The 17,406-nt window shown below is 62.4% G+C and carries 17 protein-coding genes; 2 read left to right on the top strand and 15 right to left on the bottom strand.

The features are described from left to right. Positions 1-16: 16 nt before the first annotated feature. Both I3K84_RS17390 and I3K84_RS17385 read right to left on the bottom strand, forming a co-directional pair. Positions 17-646, bottom strand: coding sequence for a LysE family translocator (locus tag I3K84_RS17390; protein ID WP_196995060.1), 630 nt, complete (start codon positions 644-646; stop codon positions 17-19). Positions 647-689: 43 nt separating this feature from the next. After that, positions 690-1,346, bottom strand: coding sequence for an ATP-binding cassette domain-containing protein (locus I3K84_RS17385; protein WP_196995059.1), 657 nt, complete (start codon positions 1,344-1,346; stop codon positions 690-692). A gap of 48 nt (positions 1,347-1,394) precedes the next feature. On the opposite strand from I3K84_RS17385, the gene I3K84_RS17380 reads away from it, so the two are divergent. Together I3K84_RS17380 and I3K84_RS17375 are read left to right on the top strand one after the other, a co-directional pair. Continuing rightward, complete coding sequence (locus I3K84_RS17380) at positions 1,395-1,763, top strand: hypothetical protein (protein ID WP_103737336.1); 369 nt, start codon at positions 1,395-1,397, stop codon at positions 1,761-1,763. Positions 1,764-1,793: 30 nt separating this feature from the next. Next, positions 1,794-3,596 carry an ABC transporter transmembrane domain-containing protein gene (locus I3K84_RS17375; protein ID WP_196995058.1) on the top strand — a complete coding sequence of 601 codons (1,803 nt, stop codon included), beginning with the start codon at positions 1,794-1,796 and terminating at the stop codon, positions 3,594-3,596. A 53-nt stretch (positions 3,597-3,649) separates the two neighbouring features. On the opposite strand, the gene I3K84_RS17370 is transcribed toward I3K84_RS17375, so the two are convergent. Genes I3K84_RS17370 through I3K84_RS17310 form a run of 13 tightly spaced genes read right to left on the bottom strand, consistent with a single transcriptional unit; the run spans position 3,650 to position 17,386 of the window. Next, a complete protein-coding gene (locus I3K84_RS17370) occupies positions 3,650-4,111 on the bottom strand; it encodes a DUF1178 family protein (RefSeq protein WP_196995057.1) in 462 nt (153 codons plus the stop codon). A gap of 12 nt (positions 4,112-4,123) precedes the next feature. Next, positions 4,124-4,447 carry a DUF2818 family protein gene (locus I3K84_RS17365; protein ID WP_015912621.1) on the bottom strand — a complete coding sequence of 108 codons (324 nt, stop codon included), beginning with the start codon at positions 4,445-4,447 and terminating at the stop codon, positions 4,124-4,126. An 18-nt stretch (positions 4,448-4,465) separates the two neighbouring features. Continuing rightward, entirely contained in the window at positions 4,466-5,959 is a 1,494-nt protein-coding gene (gene nuoN / locus I3K84_RS17360) for an NADH-quinone oxidoreductase subunit NuoN (protein WP_103737340.1), read from the bottom strand. 24 nt (positions 5,960-5,983) lie between these two features. Further along, on the bottom strand, positions 5,984-7,459 hold the full coding sequence (locus I3K84_RS17355; RefSeq protein ID WP_172206423.1) for an NADH-quinone oxidoreductase subunit M: 1,476 nt from the start codon (positions 7,457-7,459) through the stop codon (positions 5,984-5,986). Positions 7,460-7,472: 13 nt separating this feature from the next. Continuing rightward, positions 7,473-9,491, bottom strand: a complete 2,019-nt coding sequence (gene nuoL / locus I3K84_RS17350) for an NADH-quinone oxidoreductase subunit L (protein ID WP_196995056.1) — start codon at positions 9,489-9,491, stop codon at positions 7,473-7,475. Positions 9,492-9,522: 31 nt separating this feature from the next. After that, on the bottom strand, positions 9,523-9,831 hold the full coding sequence (gene nuoK / locus I3K84_RS17345) for an NADH-quinone oxidoreductase subunit NuoK (protein ID WP_047350028.1): 309 nt from the start codon (positions 9,829-9,831) through the stop codon (positions 9,523-9,525). Then, entirely contained in the window at positions 9,828-10,496 is a 669-nt protein-coding gene (locus I3K84_RS17340; RefSeq protein WP_135148203.1) for an NADH-quinone oxidoreductase subunit J, read from the bottom strand. The genes nuoK and I3K84_RS17340 overlap by 4 nt, the downstream gene beginning before the upstream one ends. Positions 10,497-10,540: 44 nt before the next feature. After that, positions 10,541-11,053: an NADH-quinone oxidoreductase subunit NuoI gene (nuoI, locus tag I3K84_RS17335; RefSeq protein WP_047350026.1), complete on the bottom strand. Its 513-nt coding sequence runs from the start codon at positions 11,051-11,053 to the stop codon at positions 10,541-10,543. 12 nt (positions 11,054-11,065) lie between these two features. Continuing rightward, on the bottom strand, positions 11,066-12,142 hold the full coding sequence (gene nuoH, locus I3K84_RS17330; protein ID WP_196995055.1) for an NADH-quinone oxidoreductase subunit NuoH: 1,077 nt from the start codon (positions 12,140-12,142) through the stop codon (positions 11,066-11,068). After that, positions 12,139-14,271 (bottom strand): NADH-quinone oxidoreductase subunit NuoG, encoded by a 2,133-nt coding sequence (gene nuoG, locus I3K84_RS17325; RefSeq protein ID WP_196995054.1) that lies wholly within the window; start codon positions 14,269-14,271, stop codon positions 12,139-12,141. Before nuoG ends, nuoH begins: the two co-directional genes overlap by 4 nt. A gap of 15 nt (positions 14,272-14,286) precedes the next feature. Continuing rightward, a complete protein-coding gene (gene nuoF, locus I3K84_RS17320; RefSeq protein WP_011804403.1) occupies positions 14,287-15,648 on the bottom strand; it encodes an NADH-quinone oxidoreductase subunit NuoF in 1,362 nt (453 codons plus the stop codon). Next, positions 15,645-16,136: an NADH-quinone oxidoreductase subunit NuoE gene (gene nuoE / locus I3K84_RS17315; protein ID WP_011804402.1), complete on the bottom strand. Its 492-nt coding sequence runs from the start codon at positions 16,134-16,136 to the stop codon at positions 15,645-15,647. The genes nuoF and nuoE overlap by 4 nt, the downstream gene beginning before the upstream one ends. Continuing rightward, positions 16,133-17,386, bottom strand: a complete 1,254-nt coding sequence (locus tag I3K84_RS17310; protein WP_011804401.1) for an NADH-quinone oxidoreductase subunit D — start codon at positions 17,384-17,386, stop codon at positions 16,133-16,135. Before I3K84_RS17310 ends, nuoE begins: the two co-directional genes overlap by 4 nt. Positions 17,387-17,406: the final 20 nt, after the last annotated feature.

Raw genomic sequence — 17,406 nt, 5'->3', positions numbered from 1 at the left:
CCTGGGCCGGCTTTTTTTAGCGGTTGGCCGTCAGCAACAAGCCGCCAGCTCCCATGAAGAAGCCACCTGTGGCACGGTTCAGCCGCACCACGCCGCGCTGCGTGCGAATCACGCGGCGGATCTGCCGCCCGCACGTGGCATACACCGCTGTGGCCACGAATTCCGCCATCAGGTAGATGCTGCCCAGTACCAGGAACTGCCGCGCCGCGGGCTGTGCCGGATCGATGAACTGCGGGAAGACGGCCGCAAAGAGGATGATGGCCTTGGGGTTGGTGATGCCCAGCAGGAACTCCCCTGCCATCAGGGCGCGCACCGAGGCGCGCGCGGGTGCGGGTGCCTCATCTCCCTCGACCAGCGCCGCGCCACCGAACTCCCGGCTGCGCCATGCGCGCCAGCCAATCCAGAACAGATAAACGGCGCCGGCCCATTTGACGGCCGTGAATGCGGCCTCCGAAGCCAGCAGCATGGCCCCCAATCCCACGGCCGAAACCGTGAGGAAAATGGCGAATGCGGCCACCCGCCCCACGGTCGCGATCAGCGCGGCTGCGACACCGGCGCGGATGCCGTTGTTGAGCCCGCAGAAATTGTTGGGGCCGGGCGTGAGCGCAATGGCAACGGCGGCGGGGGCAAACAGCAGGGCTTCCACGACAACTCCTTGCGCCAGCGGGCGCGGAAAAAGGTGCGTCAGTTTATTCCGGCAGTACCACCCGGTGGCGCCAGGGCAGATCGCCCAACGCATCGTAATGCGCCACCACCAACACGCGCCCAGGGGTGCGGGGTGCACTTGCCTCCCGCTGCAGCGCCTGCAGCAGGTAGGTGATGGACGCCTTGTCCAGCCCGGCCAGCGGCTCATCCAGCAATGTCAGTGGGGCGCCGCTGGCCAGTGCGCCGGCCATCAGCACCTTGCGCTGGCTGCCTGCGGAAAGCTGGTGCATGGCCTTGTGCAAATGCCCGGCAATGCCCCAGCCCGCGGCGTGGGCGTGCCAGTCCTCCTCGGACCAGCGCGCATGGACCGTGCGCAGCCCGGCGGCCCAGTCCTGCGCCGTCATCGCCTGCGGCCACGGCGCGCGCGGGTCGCGCCAAAAGACCTGTGCCCGGTATTGCGCAGGATTCTGCGTCGCGCTCGTGCCATGCAGCAGCATCCGCCCGGCCTGCGGCGCCCACTCTCCGGCCATCAGGCGCAACAGGCTGGTCTTGCCCGCCCCATCCCCACCCTGCACCAGCACCAGGCCTGCGGGAAAATCCGCGCTCCAATGCTGGAACAAGGGCCGTTGCGCAAAGCCGAAGCAGATCCCGTCGGCCCGCAACGCGGGCGGGGATGCAATAGGCTCGGGGCCCTTCAGCATGACGTCTCCTGAAGAAACAGCGCCCGCATCACAGGGCTGGGTTGTCGCATGACTTTGCATTTTCTGGATTTTGACTACAGCGAGGATGAGGAAGGCACGGCCACCTGGGATGCCGTGGCCAGCGTGCCCACGGCACGCCTGCCCGAGCTGCTGGCGGAGATTACAGCGCTGCTGGACTGGGCGCACACCGAGTTCGGCGCTCTGCGCGGCCCGGTCGAGATGGGAGGACTGTGGGACTACGACCTGCAGTGCGAGCGCGACGGGTTGCCCTTGCTGGCGCTGGGGTTCGACATCCACGAACGGCAAATTCATCCACGACCACAATCCCAGCCCCAGGCATGGGTGACCTTGACGCTGACCCTCAGTGGCGGCCCAGCCTTTGCAGCGGCGTTCATGGACCGCTTCGGCGCCACGTAACCCAGCGACTCTTACGCCCTACACTGGCGCATGGCAAGGTCCACCAACGCCCAGAAAAGACCCCAGGACATGCGCCACCTGATGAGGGAACTGGCGCCGTTCCTGCGTCCCTACCGGATACACCTCGCTGGCGCGATGGCGTTTCTGCTGCTCGCCGCCTTGGCAACGCTGGCCTTTCCCACGGCCCTGCGTCAATTGATCGATGGCGCGATTAGCGCAGCCACCCCCGGGGGAAAAGGCGTCGGCGCACCCGCGTTGCGCACGCACTTTGCGGTGCTGTTCGCGGTCGCCGTGGCACTTGGATTGGCGTCGGCCGCACGCTACTACCTCATGAGCTGGCTGGGCGAACGCGTCACGGCAGATCTGCGCAACGCCGTCTACGCACACGTGCTGCGGCAGAGCCCGGAGTTCTTTGAAACCACGCAAACGGGGGAAGTGCTGTCGCGCCTCACGGCCGACACGACACTGGTGCAGACCGTCGTGGGCTCATCGCTGTCCATGGGGCTGCGCAATGCCGTGCTGGGCGCCGGGGCGCTGGGCATGCTGATCTGGAGCACACCCTACGTGATGGCGCTCGCCTTCGGGGCCATCGTCGCCATCGTGCTGCCGTCGATGTGGATCGGACGGCGTGTTCGGCGTCTGTCACGCGCAAGCCAGGACCGCGTGGCAGATGCCAGCGCCATCGCCGCAGAAGTATTGGGCGCCATTCCCGTGGTGCAAAGCTACACCGCAGAAGCGCGCGAGGCCGCCCGCTTCGCGGCGGCTACGGAGAGTGCGCTGCGCGCAGCCCTGCGCCGCAGCGGCGCCCGTGCAGCGCTGATGGCCTTCATCATCATTGCCAGCGCCGCGCTGTTGCTGTGGGGGTTGTATCTCGGGGCCCAGGCGGTCCTTGCAGGGACGCTCTCGGCCGGGCAACTGGGGCAGACCATTCTCTATGCGATGTTTCTCGCGGGTGCCGTAGCCGTGCTGGGCGAGGTCTATGGCGACCTGTTGCGCGCCGCGGGTGCGATGGAGCGGCTGATGGAACTGCTCGCAACACGCCCCACGCTTGCCGCACCATCCCGGCCCGCCATGCCGCGGGCCACAGACCTTTCGATCGAGTTCACGGGCGTAGGCTTCTCCTATCCCTCGCGCCCCGTGCCACCCGCGCTGCGCCACTTCGACCTGCGCCTGCTGCCAGGAGAAACCGTTGCGTTGGTGGGCAGCAGCGGCGCCGGCAAGTCCACCGTCTTTCAATTGCTGCAACGCTTCTACGACGTGAGCGAGGGCCGCATCACGTTGGGTGGCGTGGATTTGCGCGACATGGACCCGCAGGTGCTGCGAAGCCACATTGGGGTGGTTCCGCAAGACGCCGAGATTTTTTCCGCATCGGCCCTGGACAATATCCGCTATGGCGATCCGCAGGCGAGCCGGCACGCGGTGGAAGCAGCAGCACGCGCCGCATTTGCCCATGAATTCATCGACGCGCTGCCGCAGGGGTACGACACCTTTCTCGGCGAGCATGGCGTGCGCCTCTCAGGAGGCCAACGCCAGCGCATTGCCATAGCCCGCGCGCTGCTCAAGAACGCCCCCGTACTGCTCCTGGACGAGGCCACAAGCGCCCTGGACGCGCACAGCGAGCGTGCCGTGCAGCTTGCGCTGGACACCGCGCTTCGCCAGCATTCCCGCCAACGTATTACCCTGGTCATCGCCCACCGGCTGGCCACCGTCCAGCATGCGGACCGCATCGTGGTCATGGACCATGGATGCATCGTCGAGCAGGGGCGGCATGAGGACTTGCTGCACCAGGGCGGCGTCTATGCCCGCTTGGCAGCGCTGCAGTTCTCGCGTTGAAGGGAAAGTGGGGGGGCGGCGCCGACGCGCTAGAGCCAGCCAGAGCCAGAACCCTAGTGCAGAGGCTCTTTCGCTGCCTGCGGCAACGCCAGCGGCAGCACCGCAATACCCTCATCCAGCAGCTCGGCGGTTTCCTGGGGCGTCGCTTGGCCGCGTATGCCGCGCTCTTCCGTCTCGCCGTAGTGCATGCGGCGTGCCTCGGATGCGAAGCGGTCTCCCACGTCCTCGGTCTGCGCCATGACCCGGCGCGCCATGGCAAGCCATGCGGCCTGAAAGGCGGCAGATACCCCCTCTGGCGGAACGGGAGCGGGAGCCGTCGCAGTGGCTTCCCGCGATGTGGAGGCCCCGGTGCTCAGGTTCAACCGGGGAGCGCTGACCCCCTTGCGCACCTGCGAGTCCCCGCACATCGGACACTGCACCAGGCCACGTGCCTGCTGGCTGTGAAAGTCGCCCTCACTCGCAAACCAGCCTTCAAACGTGTGGTCGAGCGAACACAGCAGGTCGAGTACTTTCAAGGCCAACCCTCATCAGTCCTCGGCGGCACTGCGGTCGCGGCGACGCATCAGGTAGCGGTAGACGAACCCCGGAAATGCCAGCGTCACGAACAGCGCCCCGGTGACCGCGTAGAACTCCCAGCCCTGGGGCGCAATCTGCCCTGCCCGTTTTTCGAGCGCCAACGCCAGACCACCGACCAGGAAGTACAGCAACACCAATTCCAGCGCGCGGACGAAGAAGGGTTTGCCTTCCCGGGCGCGTGCGCCGACGACCAGCCACCGGTCATTGATGAAAGGGAGATTGGCCGCCACAAGGGCGGCCAAAATTACCAGCCAGATGGCCCCCGTCTGGGTCATGGCAGCCGCGGCGCCCGGTCAGGTGGCGAGGGCGCGCACGATGGCATCGGCGCACAGGGCCATCAGCCCACCCGGCAGCAGTCCCAGGACCAGGACCAGAGCGCCATTGATGGTCAGCACCACACGCACGTCCAACGGTGCGGACACGCTGGTAGCAGTCAATGGTGCGTCGAAGTACATCACCTTCACCACGCGCAGGTAGTAGAACGCGCCGATCAACGACATCATGACGGCGAATACTGCCAAGGCGATGTGCAGTACCTGCCCGGACGCAACCAGCGCTTGCAGCACGGCCAGCTTGGCATAGAAACCGACCAGCGGCGGAATACCGGCCATCGAGAACAGACACACGGCCATCACGCCTGCGTACAGCGGGCTGCGCTGGTTCAGACCGGCCAGGTCGGAAATTTCTTCGCTTTCAAAACCTTCGCGCGCCAACAGCAGGATCACACCGAAGGCCGCCAACGTGGTGAGCACATAGGTCACCACGTAGAACATGGCGGAGCTGTAGGCGTTCTCCACAGCGGTGGCGTCCACATTGCCATGCACGACACCCGACATCAGACCCAGCAGTACGAAGCCCATCTGAGAGATGGTGGAGTACGCCAACATGCGCTTGAGGTTGGTCTGCATGATCGCCGCAAGGTTGCCCACCAGCAGCGACCCGATGGCCAGCACTGCCAGCATCTGCTGCCAGTCGATAGCAAGCGGTAGCAGGCCGTCCACCAGCAGGCGCATCACCATGGCAAAGGCCGCCAGCTTGGGAGCACTGCCGATGAACAGCGTTACGGCAGTGGGCGCACCCTGGTAAACGTCAGGCACCCACATGTGGAAAGGAACGGCACCCAGCTTGAAGGCCAGGCCAGCCACCACAAAAACCAGCCCGAAAACCAGCACTTGGTGGCGAATCTGCCCTGCGTTGATGGCTTTGAACACCTGGCCGATGTCCAGCGAACCTGTTGCACCGTAGAGCATCGACAAGCCATACAACAGGAAGCCGCTGGCCATCGCACCCAGCACAAAATACTTCATGGCGGCTTCGGTCGCCGTGGTGTTGTCGCGGCGCATGGCTACCAGCGCGTAGCTGGAAAGCGTCATCAGCTCCAGACCCAGGTAGATCAGCAGGAAATTGTTGGCCGAAATCAGCACGAACATGCCCAGCAGGGCCAGCATGGTCAACGTGAACAATTCACCACCGCGCAACATGTCACGGTCCGCAGCATAGGGGCGGCCGTAAACCAGCACGACCATCACGGCCACGGTGGCAAAGCACTTGAGCCAGTTGCCCATGGCGTCGCTGACCACCATGTTGCCCCAGGCATAAAAGGTATTGCCGCTGGTGGCGTACATGGCCTGCAAGGCGGCTACCACCGCCAGGGTCAGCATGGTGAGCACATAAGTGCCGGTGCGACGCGTGCTGGTTACGCCAAGGTCCACCAGTGCGATCACGCAAGCCATGACCAGCAACACGATCTCAGGGTAAATCGCCAGCCAGCTGATGTTGTCAATCATCTCGTTTCTCTCAATTCAGTCTGGTCAGTTGAGCTTGGATTGCGCCACATGCCTGAGCAGGTCGGCCACGGAGGCATCCATCACATCCGTAAAGGGTTTGGGATAGATACCCATGTACAGCACGGCAATCGCCAGCAGGCCCAGCACAAGGAATTCACGCCCGTTGATGTCCACAAGCCCACGCACGTTGTCATTGGTGACGGGACCGAGATAGACGCGCTTGTACATCCACAGGGTGTAGCTCGCGCCCAAAATCAGGCTGGTGGCTGCGCCCAGGCCCACCCAGAAGTCAAACTTCACGGCGCCGATGATCACCATCCACTCGCCCACAAAGCCCGCCGTGGCAGGCAAGCCGCAGTTGGCCATCGAAAACAGCAATGCAAACGCTGCAAATTTGGGCATGGTGTTGACCACACCCCCGTAGGCCGCGATTTCGCGCGAGTGCACGCGGTCGTACAGAACGCCGATGCACAGGAACATGGCGCCAGAGACAAAACCGTGGGCAATCATCTGCACCAAACCGCCGGACACGCCAACGTCATTGAAGACGAAGAAACCAAGGGTGACCAGACCCATGTGCGCAACAGACGAATAAGCCACAAGCTTCTTCATATCCTTTTGCACCATCGCCACCAAGCCCACGTAAATGACGGCCACCAGCGACAAGGCGATCATCAGCCAGGCCCATTCATGGGATGCATCTGGTGCGATAGGCAACGAAAAACGCAGGAAACCGTAGGCACCCAACTTCAGCATGATGGCAGCCAGCACTGCGGAGCCGCCTGTCGGCGCCTCGACGTGCACGTCGGGCAGCCAGGTGTGCACCGGCCACATGGGCACCTTGACCGCAAACGCTGCAAAGAAGGCAAAGAACAGCAAGGTCTGCGCGGTGGCGGACAGGGGCAGTTTGTGCCAGGCTGCAATATCGAAGCTGCCGCCCGACTGGTTGTACAGATAGATGAAGGCCACCAGCATCAGCAGCGAGCCCAGCAACGTGTACAGGAAGAACTTGAAGGCCGCATAGATCTTGTTCGGCCCGCCCCAGATACCAATGATCAGGTACATGGGGATGAGCGTGGCCTCGAAGAACACATAGAACAGCAAGCCGTCCATGGCGCTGAACACGCCAACCATGAACCCCGACAGAATCAGGAATGCACCCATGTACTGGTTCACCCGCTCCGTGATCGCCTCCCAGGAGGCAATCACGACGATCACCGTGATGAAGGCCGTCAGCGGCACGAACCAGAATGCAATCCCATCCACGCCAAGATGGTAATGAACGTTGAATCGTTCAATCCACATGGCCTTTTCGACGAACTGCGCGGCAGCGCTGCCATTGTCGAAACCGCTGATGAGCGGAAGGGTGACGGCAAATCCCGCCAACGCACCAATGAGCGCCAGCCAGCGCACCACCCTCACATGCTCATCGCGCCCCAACGCCAGCAACAGGGCACCGAATGCGATGGGTACCCAGATGGCAAGACTCAACAAACCCATTTTTGTTTTCCCTCTACTTGTTGAGCCAGACGAAGTACGTCATGAGTGCGAACACACCCAGGATCATGACCAGCGCATAGTGGTAGATGTAACCCGACTGGAACCAGCGCACCAGTCCGGCAATGCGACCGACGAGCTTCCACGAACCATTCACGATAGCGCCGTCGATCACTCCCTGGTCACCGCCCTTCCACAAGGCGGTACCCAGGCAGCGTGCGCCCCGGGCAATGACATTCTCATTGAGCCAGTCGAGGTAATACTTGTTCTCCAACAACGTATAGACCGGCTGGAAAGCCCGCTTGATGGCGGTCGGCAGGGCCGGATTGACCATGTACATGTAGTAGGCCAGAGCAACTCCCGCCAGCCCCAACCAGAACGGCGCGGCAACGAATCCGTGCATGCCCATTTCCATCCAGCCGTGGATGGTCTTGGCCAGCTCCGCCATGGCGGGGTGGCGCGCGGCATCGACGTGGATCACGCCCTTGAAGAAGTCACCGAACAGCATGGGCATCAGCGTCATGGCACCAATCACTACGGACGGAACGGCCAACAGCACCAATGGCAGCCAGACCACCCAAGGCGACTCGTGCGGCTTGGCATCGTGACCATGCCCATGGCCATGATCGTCGTGGTGGGCGTCGGGATTCTGGTCGTAGCGTTCCTTGCCATGGAAAACCAGGAAATACACGCGGAATGAATAGAACGCCGTCACGAACACACCGGCCAGCACGGCGAAATGTGCGAAACCGGCGGCCGGCAGCTGGCTGAAGTGCACCGCCTCGATGATGGCATCCTTGGAATAGAAGCCCGAGAAGAACGGCGTACCGACCAGCGCCAGCGAACCCAGCAGGAAGGTGATCCAGGTAATCGGCATGTACTTGCGCACGCCACCCATCCAGCGGATGTCCTGGTTGTGATGCATGCCGATGATGACCGAGCCCGCACCGAGGAACAACAGCGCCTTGAAGAAGGCGTGGGTCATCAGGTGGAACACGGCCACGGAGTAGGCCGATGCGCCCAGGGCCACGGTCATGTAGCCCAGCTGGGACAGCGTGGAGTAGGCAATCACGCGCTTGATGTCGTTCTGGATGATGCCCAGGAAACCCATGAACAGCGCGGTGATGGCGCCAATGACGAGAACGAAGTTCAGGGCCGTGTCGGACAGCTCGAACAACGGCGACATGCGCGACACCATGAAGATGCCGGCCGTCACCATGGTCGCGGCGTGAATCAGGGCCGAGATGGGCGTGGGGCCTTCCATCGAATCCGGCAGCCAGACGTGCAGCGGAAACTGGGCCGACTTGCCCATGGCGCCGATGAACAGGCAGATGCAGATCACGGTGATCAACATCCAGTCGGTGCCGGGGAAGCCGATTGCCGCGAGTTCATTGGCCTTGGCGAAGATCTCTGCGTAGTTGAAAGAACCCGCGTAGGCGCCAATCAGACCGATGCCAAGGATGAACCCGAAGTCCCCCACCCGGTTCACCAGGAATGCCTTCATGTTCGCGAAGATCGCCGTCTGCTTGTTGTACCAGAAGCCAATCAGCAGGTACGACACCAGGCCCACGGCTTCCCAGCCGAAGAACAGCTGCAGCAGGTTATTGCTCATGACCAGCATGAGCATGGAGAAGGTGAACAAGGAGATATAGGAGAAGAAGCGGTTGTAGCCGTCGTCCTCCTCCATGTAGCCGATGGTGTAGATGTGCACCATCAAGGAGACGAAGGTCACCACGCACATCATCATGGCCGTGAGGCTGTCGATCAGGAAACCGACCTCCATCTTCAGGCCACCCACGACCATCCAGGTGTAGATCGTCTCGTTGAAACCCGCGCCATCCTGCACGACGCTCTGGAGCGTCATGGCCGACAGCACGAAGGCGATCAGCACCCCCAGGATGGTCAGCGAATGGGAACCACGACGGCCGATCAAGTTACCGCCGAACGCGGTACCGAACACGCCAACGAGCACGGAGCCCGCCAGCGGCGCCAGGGGCACCGCCAGCAGCATCGAAGCAGAAAGGGTTTGACTCATTCTTGAGAACCTTGCAAGTACCGGTGACCCATCAACCCTTGAGGGTGTTGAGGTCTTCCGCGTCAATGCTGGACTTGTTACGGAACAGCAGCACCAGGATGGCCAGGCCGATGGCGGACTCAGCGGCCGCCACGGTGAGAATGAAGAACACGAAGACCTGACCGTGCATGTCCCCGAGGTAGTGCGAGAACGCGACGAAGTTGAAATTCACCGCGAGCAGCATCAGTTCGATCGCCATCAGCAAGACGATGAGATTCTTGCGATTCAGGAAGATCCCGATCACCGCCATGGCGAACAGCATGGCGCCCAGCGTGAGAAAGTGGCCCAGCGTCGGTGTCATTGCTTCTTCTCCTCGGCAGCGGGTGCGGCCTCTGCGGCCGGTGGTGGCTCGGTGGCTGGCATTTTCATCATCACGACGCGGTCGGCGGCACGCACGCGAATCTGGTCAGCGGGGTCAATGGCCTTCGAATCCTTGCGCTGGCGCAGCGTCAGTGCGATGGCCGCGATCATGGCCACCAACAGAATCACGGCCGCCACCTCGACCGGGTACAGGTACTCGGAATACAGCAGCTTGCCCAAGGCCTTGGTGTTGGAATACGGCACGGCCTGCCCCGCCGCATTGACCACCACATCGGCGATCGCCTTCGGCTCCTCCATGCCGCGGAAGCCCGTCATCAGCACGGCCGCCATTTCAAACGTCACGATGGCGCCGATGAGGGCGGCCACCGGAAAATGCTTCCAGAAACCTTTGCGCACGGCGTCTATGCGTATGTCAAGCATCATCACGACGAACAGGAACAGCACCATCACTGCACCCAGATAGACCAGCACCAAGGTGATGGCCAGGAATTCCGCCTTCAGCAGCAGCCAGATACCGGCGGCCTGGGAGAAGGCAAGAATCAGATGCAACACGGCATGCACAGGATTGCGCGCCGTGATGACCCGGAAGGCCGCATAAAGCAGCACCACCGCAAACAGATAGAAGAAACCGGTCTTGGCATCCATGAATCAGGTCTTTTCAAAAGTTCAGACGTTGTACGGACACCCGGTCAACGGTACTTGGCGTCCGCAGCCTTGGCGGCTGCGATCTCGGGCTCGTAGCGGTCACCAACGGCCAGCAGCATGTCCTTGGTGAAATACAGATCGCCCCGCTTTTCACCGTGGTACTCGAAGATCGGCGTTTCCACGATGGAGTCAACCGGGCAGCTTTCTTCGCAAAAGCCGCAGAAGATGCACTTGGTCAAGTCGATGTCGTAGCGCGTGGTGCGGCGCGAGCCATCGGCGCGCACGTCGGACTCGATGGTGATCGCCACCGCCGGACACACCGCCTCGCACAGCTTGCAGGCAATGCAGCGCTCTTCGCCGTTTTCATAGCGGCGCAGCGCATGCAGGCCGCGAAAACGCGGCGAAAGAGGAGTCTTTTCCTCGGGGAACTGCACCGTCACCTTGCGACGGAAGGTGTAGCGGCCCGTCAGGGCCATGCCCTTGACCAGTTCCCAGAGCATGAAGCTCTTGAAAAAATCCTTGATGGAGAAAGATGCAGAAGCAGCAACAGCAGCCATGGATGTCCCCGCTTATTTCCAGATGTTCCAGGGCGACAGCAACCATGCGCCCACGACCAGCAGCCACACCAGGGTGACCGGAATGAAGATCTTCCAACCCAGACGCATGATCTGGTCATAGCGGAAGCGCGGGAACGTGGCACGAATCCAAATGAACATGGATACCACCAGGAACGTCTTGATGCCCAGCCAGATCCAGCCCGGAACGAAGCCCAGGGCTTCGATCGGCGGCAGCCAGCCGCCCAGGAACATCACCACCGCCAGGATGGAAACCAGCCACATGCTGGCGTATTCGGCCAGGAAGAAGATGGCGAAACCCATGCCTGAATACTCGACCATGTGACCGGCGACGATTTCCGCCTCACCTTCCACCACGTCAAACGGGTGGCGGTTCACTTCGGCCACGCCCGAGATCAGGTAGACCAAGAAGATGGGCAACAGGGGCAGCCAATTCCACGACAGGAAGCCCAGCCCCATGTCCGTCATGGTGCCGCGCCCCTGGACGGCCACGATCTCGGTCAGGTTCATGCTGCCCGACACCATGATGACGACCAGGAAGCAAAAACCCATGGCGATTTCATAGCTGACCATCTGGGCCGAGGCACGCAAGGCCCCCAGGAAGGCGTACTTGGAGTTGGAGGCCCACCCGGCAATGATCACGCCATACACCTCGATGGAGGTGATGGCCATGACCAGCAGCAGGCCCGCGTTGACATTGGCAAGCGCCAGATCCGGCCCGAAGGGGATCACCGCCCATGCGCCCAGCGCGGGCATGATGGCCATCACCGGGCCGAGATAGAACAGACCCTTGGCAGCCGCCGCAGGCTGGATCAGCTCCTTGGTCAGCAGCTTCAGGGCGTCGGCAATCGGCTGCAGCAAGCCGAAGGGCCCGACGCGGTTGGGCCCGAAGCGCACCTGCATGAACCCCAGCAGCTTGCGTTCCCACAGCGTCAGATAGGCCACGGCCCCCAGCAGCGGCAATACGACGCAGATGATCTTGATGAGATTCCAGATGACGGGCCAGGCCGCGCCGGTCCACCATGAGGCGGCGACCAGGTTCAGGCCGCCGTTGTAGATTGCGTCGATCATGCAGCGACTCCTTCACGTGCCGCACGCGCGTCGGCCGTCAGTTGCAGCGAAGGTGAACGGCGCACCAGGCTGTCGAGCTGATAGATGGCGGCCACGGCGGGCTCAGCACACTCGCCGCCCAGCTTCGGCTCGGCCGATGTGGCGTTGCTCAGGCGCTCCGCCGGCAGCTGCGTGCACTCACCTGCGGGCTTGCCGGTCGCACGGACCAGCACATCCTGGGACGTCTCGTAGTCCATGCCTTCCAGCCCGAGCAGATTGCCCAGCACGCGCAATACCTTCCACGCGGGACGCGCCTCGCCGGCCGGCTTGACCACGGCATGGAAGCTCTGCAGGCGCCCTTCGGCGTTGACGAAACTGCCCGAGGTCTCGGAGAACGGAGCGATCGGCAGCAGCACGTCGCTGAACTCGAGGTTGGTCTTGAACGGGCTCAGCGTGACGACCATGTCGGTCTGCGCCAAAGCTTGAGCCGCTGCAGCACCCAAGGCGGAGTCGTGCTCAGGCTCCACATTCAGCAGCAGGGCTGCCTTCAGGCGGCCATCCAGCATTTGTGCAGCGTTCAGCCCGCCCTCTTGGGGTTGCGCACCGACGAACTGCGCACCGACCGTATTGGCGGCCTCCGTCAGGTAACCCACCGTCGCTCCGGTCTGCGCGCCAATCCACTGCGCCAGTGCCAGCAAACCCGACGCCTGGGCGTGGTGAGCCGCGCCGTTGCCCAGCAGGATGGCCTTGCGCTCCCCCGTCAGCAATGCAGCAGCAATGGCCCGGGCTTCTTCGCTGGTGGCAGCTCCTTCCACGGGGGCAGCCACGCCCTTCTCTGCAGCGATGGCGGCTGCGACTTCCGCCAGCGCCGTGCTCCAGCCGGCCGCTGGGGCCAGCTTGGTGCGGACATTCGGAATGGCCCAATCACTTGCTGCTGAATTAATAGCACTCACCACACACCCATGGCGCGCTGCCTGCCGAATTCGCTGTGCAAACAAGGGATGGTCCTTGCGCAGATTCGAGCCAACGACCAACACGGACTGCAGCGTGCTCAGGGATGCGATGGACGTCCCCAGCCAGCGCACACCTTCGGCCTTGCCGAACTCCGCATGGCGCAGACGGTGGTCGATGTTGTCGCTACCCAACCCACGCACCAGCGCGCCGGCCAGGAACAACTCTTCTACTGTGCTGTGCGGGCTTACCAGCGCTCCGATGCTCTGGGCGCCGTGCTCAGTCTTGACGCACCGCAGACCGTTGGCCACATATTCCAGGGCCGTCTGCCAATCGACTTCCTTCCACTCCCCACCCTGTTTGAGCATGGGACGTGTCAGGCGGTCGGGGGAATTCAATGCCTCATAGGAAAAACGGTCGCGGTCAGCAATCCAGCACTCGTTGACATCCTCGTTCTCGAACGGGACGACGCGCATGACCTTGTGGTTCTTGACTTGCACAATGAGATTGGCGCCCGTGGAGTCGTGCGGACTCACGGATTTGCGGCGAGACAGTTCCCACGTGCGGGCGCTGTAGCGGAAGGGCTTGCTGGTCAGTGCGCCCACCGGGCACAGGTCGATCATGTTGCCCGACAGTTCCGAGTCGACCGTATCGCCGATCACGGTCGTGATCTCCGAATGCTCGCCACGGTTCACCATGCCAAGTTCCATCACGCCGGCGATTTCCTGGCCGAAACGAACACAACGCGTGCAATGGATGCAGCGGCTCATCTCTTCCATGGAGATCAGCGGGCCTACGTCCTTGTGCGCCACCACGCGCTTTTCCTCGCCATAGCGCGAGGAATCGCCGCCATAACCTACGGCCAGATCCTGCAACTGGCATTCGCCGCCCTGGTCGCAGATGGGGCAGTCCAGCGGATGATTGATGAGCAGGAACTCCATCACCGACTGCTGGGCCTTGATCGCCTTGTCGCTCTTGGTGCGCACGATCATGCCCTGCGTCACAGGCGTGGCGCATGCAGGCAGGGGTTTGGGGGCCTTCTCCACCTCCACCAGGCACATGCGGCAATTGGCGGCAATGGAAAGCTTCTTGTGGTAGCAGAAATGGGGAATGTAGGTACCCACCTTCTCGGCCGCATGCATCACCATGCAGCCTTCGGTGACTTCTACCTTCTTCCCGTCCAGTTCGATTTCAACCATATGCTGTACTCGCGTTCAGGCGCTGGCGGGGGTGGAACCCGATGGGTGGGCGTTTCGGATCAGCGCTTCAAACTCCGGACGGAAATGCTTGAGCATGGCGCGCACCGGCATGGCTGCCGAATCGCCCAGCGCGCAGATGGTCCGGCCCTGAATGTTGTCCGCGACGGAATTGAGCAGGTCCAGATCGCTCTCCCGCCCGGCTTCGTGCTGGATACGATTGATCACGCGCCACATCCAGCCCGTGCCTTCGCGGCAGGGTGTGCACTGACCGCAGGATTCATGCGCGTAGAAATACGACAGGCGCAGCAGGCTCTCCACCATGTTGCGGGAATCGTCCATCACGATCACGGCGCCCGAGCCCAGCATGGAGCCGGCCTTGGCGATGGAGTCGTAGTCCATCGTGCATTCCATGATGATGGACGCCGGCAACACGGGAGCGGAAGAACCGCCCGGAATCACCGCCTTGAGCTGGCGACCCTTGCGCACGCCACCCGCCAGTTCCAGCAGCTTGGCAAATGGCGTGCCCAGGGGCACTTCATAGTTGCCTGGACGCTCTACGTCGCCGGACACCGAGAAGATCTTGGTGCCACCGTTGTTGGGCTTGCCACACTCGAGGTATGCCTGACCGCCATTGCGGATGATCCACGGCACCGCGGCGAACGTCTCGGTGTTGTTGATCGTGGTGGGTTTACCGTACAGGCCAAAGCTGGCCGGGAATGGCGGCTTGAAACGCGGCTGGCCCTTCTTGCCTTCCAGCGATTCCAGCAACGCCGTTTCCTCGCCGCAGATATACGCCCCAAAGCCATGGTGCGCATGCAGCTGAAAGCTGAAGCTGCTGCCCAGGATGTTGTCACCCAGATAGCCCGCAGCGCGCGCCTCTTCCAACGCCGCTTCAAAGCGCTCGTAGACCTGGAAGATCTCGCCGTGGATGTAGTTGTAGCCCACAGAGATGCCCATCGCGTAGGCCGCGATGATCATGCCCTCGATCACGATGTGCGGGTTGTACATCAGGATGTCGCGATCCTTGCACGTGCCCGGCTCCCCCTCGTCGGAATTGCAGACCAAGTATTTCTGGCCAGGGAACTGACGCGGCATGAAGCTCCACTTCAGGCCAGTCGGGAAGCCCGCACCACCACGGCCGCGCAGACCGGATTCCTTCATGGTGGCGATCACCTGGTCCTGGGTCAGGCCTTCACCACCATCCTTGCCCAGCAGCTTGCGCAGGGCCTGGTAGCCTCCCCGGGCCTCGTAATCCTTGAGGCTCCAGTTGCTGCCGTTCAAGCCCGCATAGATCTGCGGATTGATATGGCGGTCATGGAAGCAGGTCTGTACGCCCGTCGCCTGAAACTGCGACAGCACTTGTGCAGCCGTGGTCATTGTTTGCCCTCCGCAGCGCGCAGGCCATCCACCATCTGGTCGAGCTTGTCGTCGTCCATGAAACTGCACATGTTGCGGTCATTGACCAGCATCACGGGCGCGTCAGCGCAGGCCCCCAGGCATTCGCATTGCTGCAAGGTGAAAAGGCCATCGGCGGTGGTTTCGCCCATGGAAATGCCCAGCTTCTTCTCAAGGTGGTGCAGCGCATCCTGCCCACGGCGCAGCTGGCACGGCAAATTGGTGCAGACGGCCAGCTTGTACTTGCCCACCGGCTGCTGGTTGTACATGTTGTAGAACGTGGTGACCTCATGCACGGCGATCTGGGGCATGCCCAGGTACTCGGCAATCACGGCCTCGCTCTCGGCGCTGACCCAGCCCTGTTCCTGCTGGACGATGGACAGGCACGCCATCACCGCAGACTGTTTCTGGTCTGCGGGGTATTTCGCCACTTCGCGGGCAAAACGTTGCTTGGTCGCTTCGGTAATCATCGGTCAATCTCTCCGAACACGATATCCATGGTGCCGATGATGGCCACGGCATCGGCCAGCATGTGGCCCCGCGCCATTTCGTCGAGTGTGGCCAGATGCGCGAACCCGGGTGCGCGGATCTTCAGGCGGTAGGGCTTGTTCGCACCGTCGCTCACCATGTAAATACCGAACTCCCCCTTGGGGTGCTCAACGGCCGCGTAAGCCTCGCCGGCCGGCACGCGGAAGCCTTCCGTGAAGAGCTTGAAATGGTGGATCAGCTCTTCCATGTTGGACTTCATGGCCTCGCGCGAGGGCGGCGCGATCTTGTGGTTGTCCGTGATGACGGGGCCGGGGTTGGCCCTGAGCCAATCGACGCACTGCTTGATGATGCGATTGGACTCGCGCATCTCTTGCACGCGAACGAGATAGCGGTCATAGCTATCGCCCGTCACCCCGACCGGCACATCGAAGTCCACACGGTCATAAGCGTCATACGGCTGCTTCTTGCGCAGGTCCCATGCAATGCCCGAGCCGCGCAGCATCGGGCCGGTCATGCCCAGGTTCAACGCGCGCTCAGCCGGCACCACGCCGATACCCACCGTACGCTGCTTCCAGATCCGGTTGTCTGTCAGCAGGGTCTCATACTCGTCTACGCACTTGGGGAAGCGCTGCGTGAAATCGTCGATGAAATCCAGCAGCGAACCCTGGCGGTTACGGTTGAGCTCCTCGATAGCCTTGGCGTTCTTGATCTTGCTGACCTTGTACTGGGCCATGCTGTCCGGCAGGTCCCGGTACACGCCCCCCGGACGGAAGTAGGCCGCGTGCATGCGAGCGCCAGAAACGGCCTCGTACATGTCGAACAAGTCCTCCCGCTCACGGAAGGTATAGATGAGGATCGTGGAGCTGCCGCAGTCGTTGCCGTGCGAACCCAGCCACATCAGGTGGTTCAGCAGGCGCGTGATTTCGCCGAACATCGTTCGGATGTACTTCGCGCGCAGCGGCACCTCGATGCCCAGCATCTTCTCGATGGCCAAGCAGTAGGCCTGCTCGTTGCACATCATGGACACGTAATCGAGACGGTCCATGTAGGGCAAGGACTGGATGTAGGTCTTGTGCTCTGCCAGCTTTTCGGTGGCACGGTGCAGCAGCCCGATGTGCGGGTCGGCACGTTGTACGACCTCGCCATCCAGTTCCAGCACCAAGCGCAGCACGCCGTGTGCTGCCGGGTGCTGCGGTCCGAAGTTCAGGGAGTAGTTCTTGATTTCAGCCATGGTCGATCACCAAGCGGCAT

The sequence above is a fragment of the Diaphorobacter sp. JS3051 genome (assembly GCF_015832135.1).
GTDB lineage: Bacteria > Pseudomonadota > Gammaproteobacteria > Burkholderiales > Burkholderiaceae_C > Diaphorobacter > Diaphorobacter nitroreducens.
The sequence above is the reverse complement of the archived record's forward strand: the minus strand, read 5'-3'. Positions and strand labels throughout refer to the sequence as shown.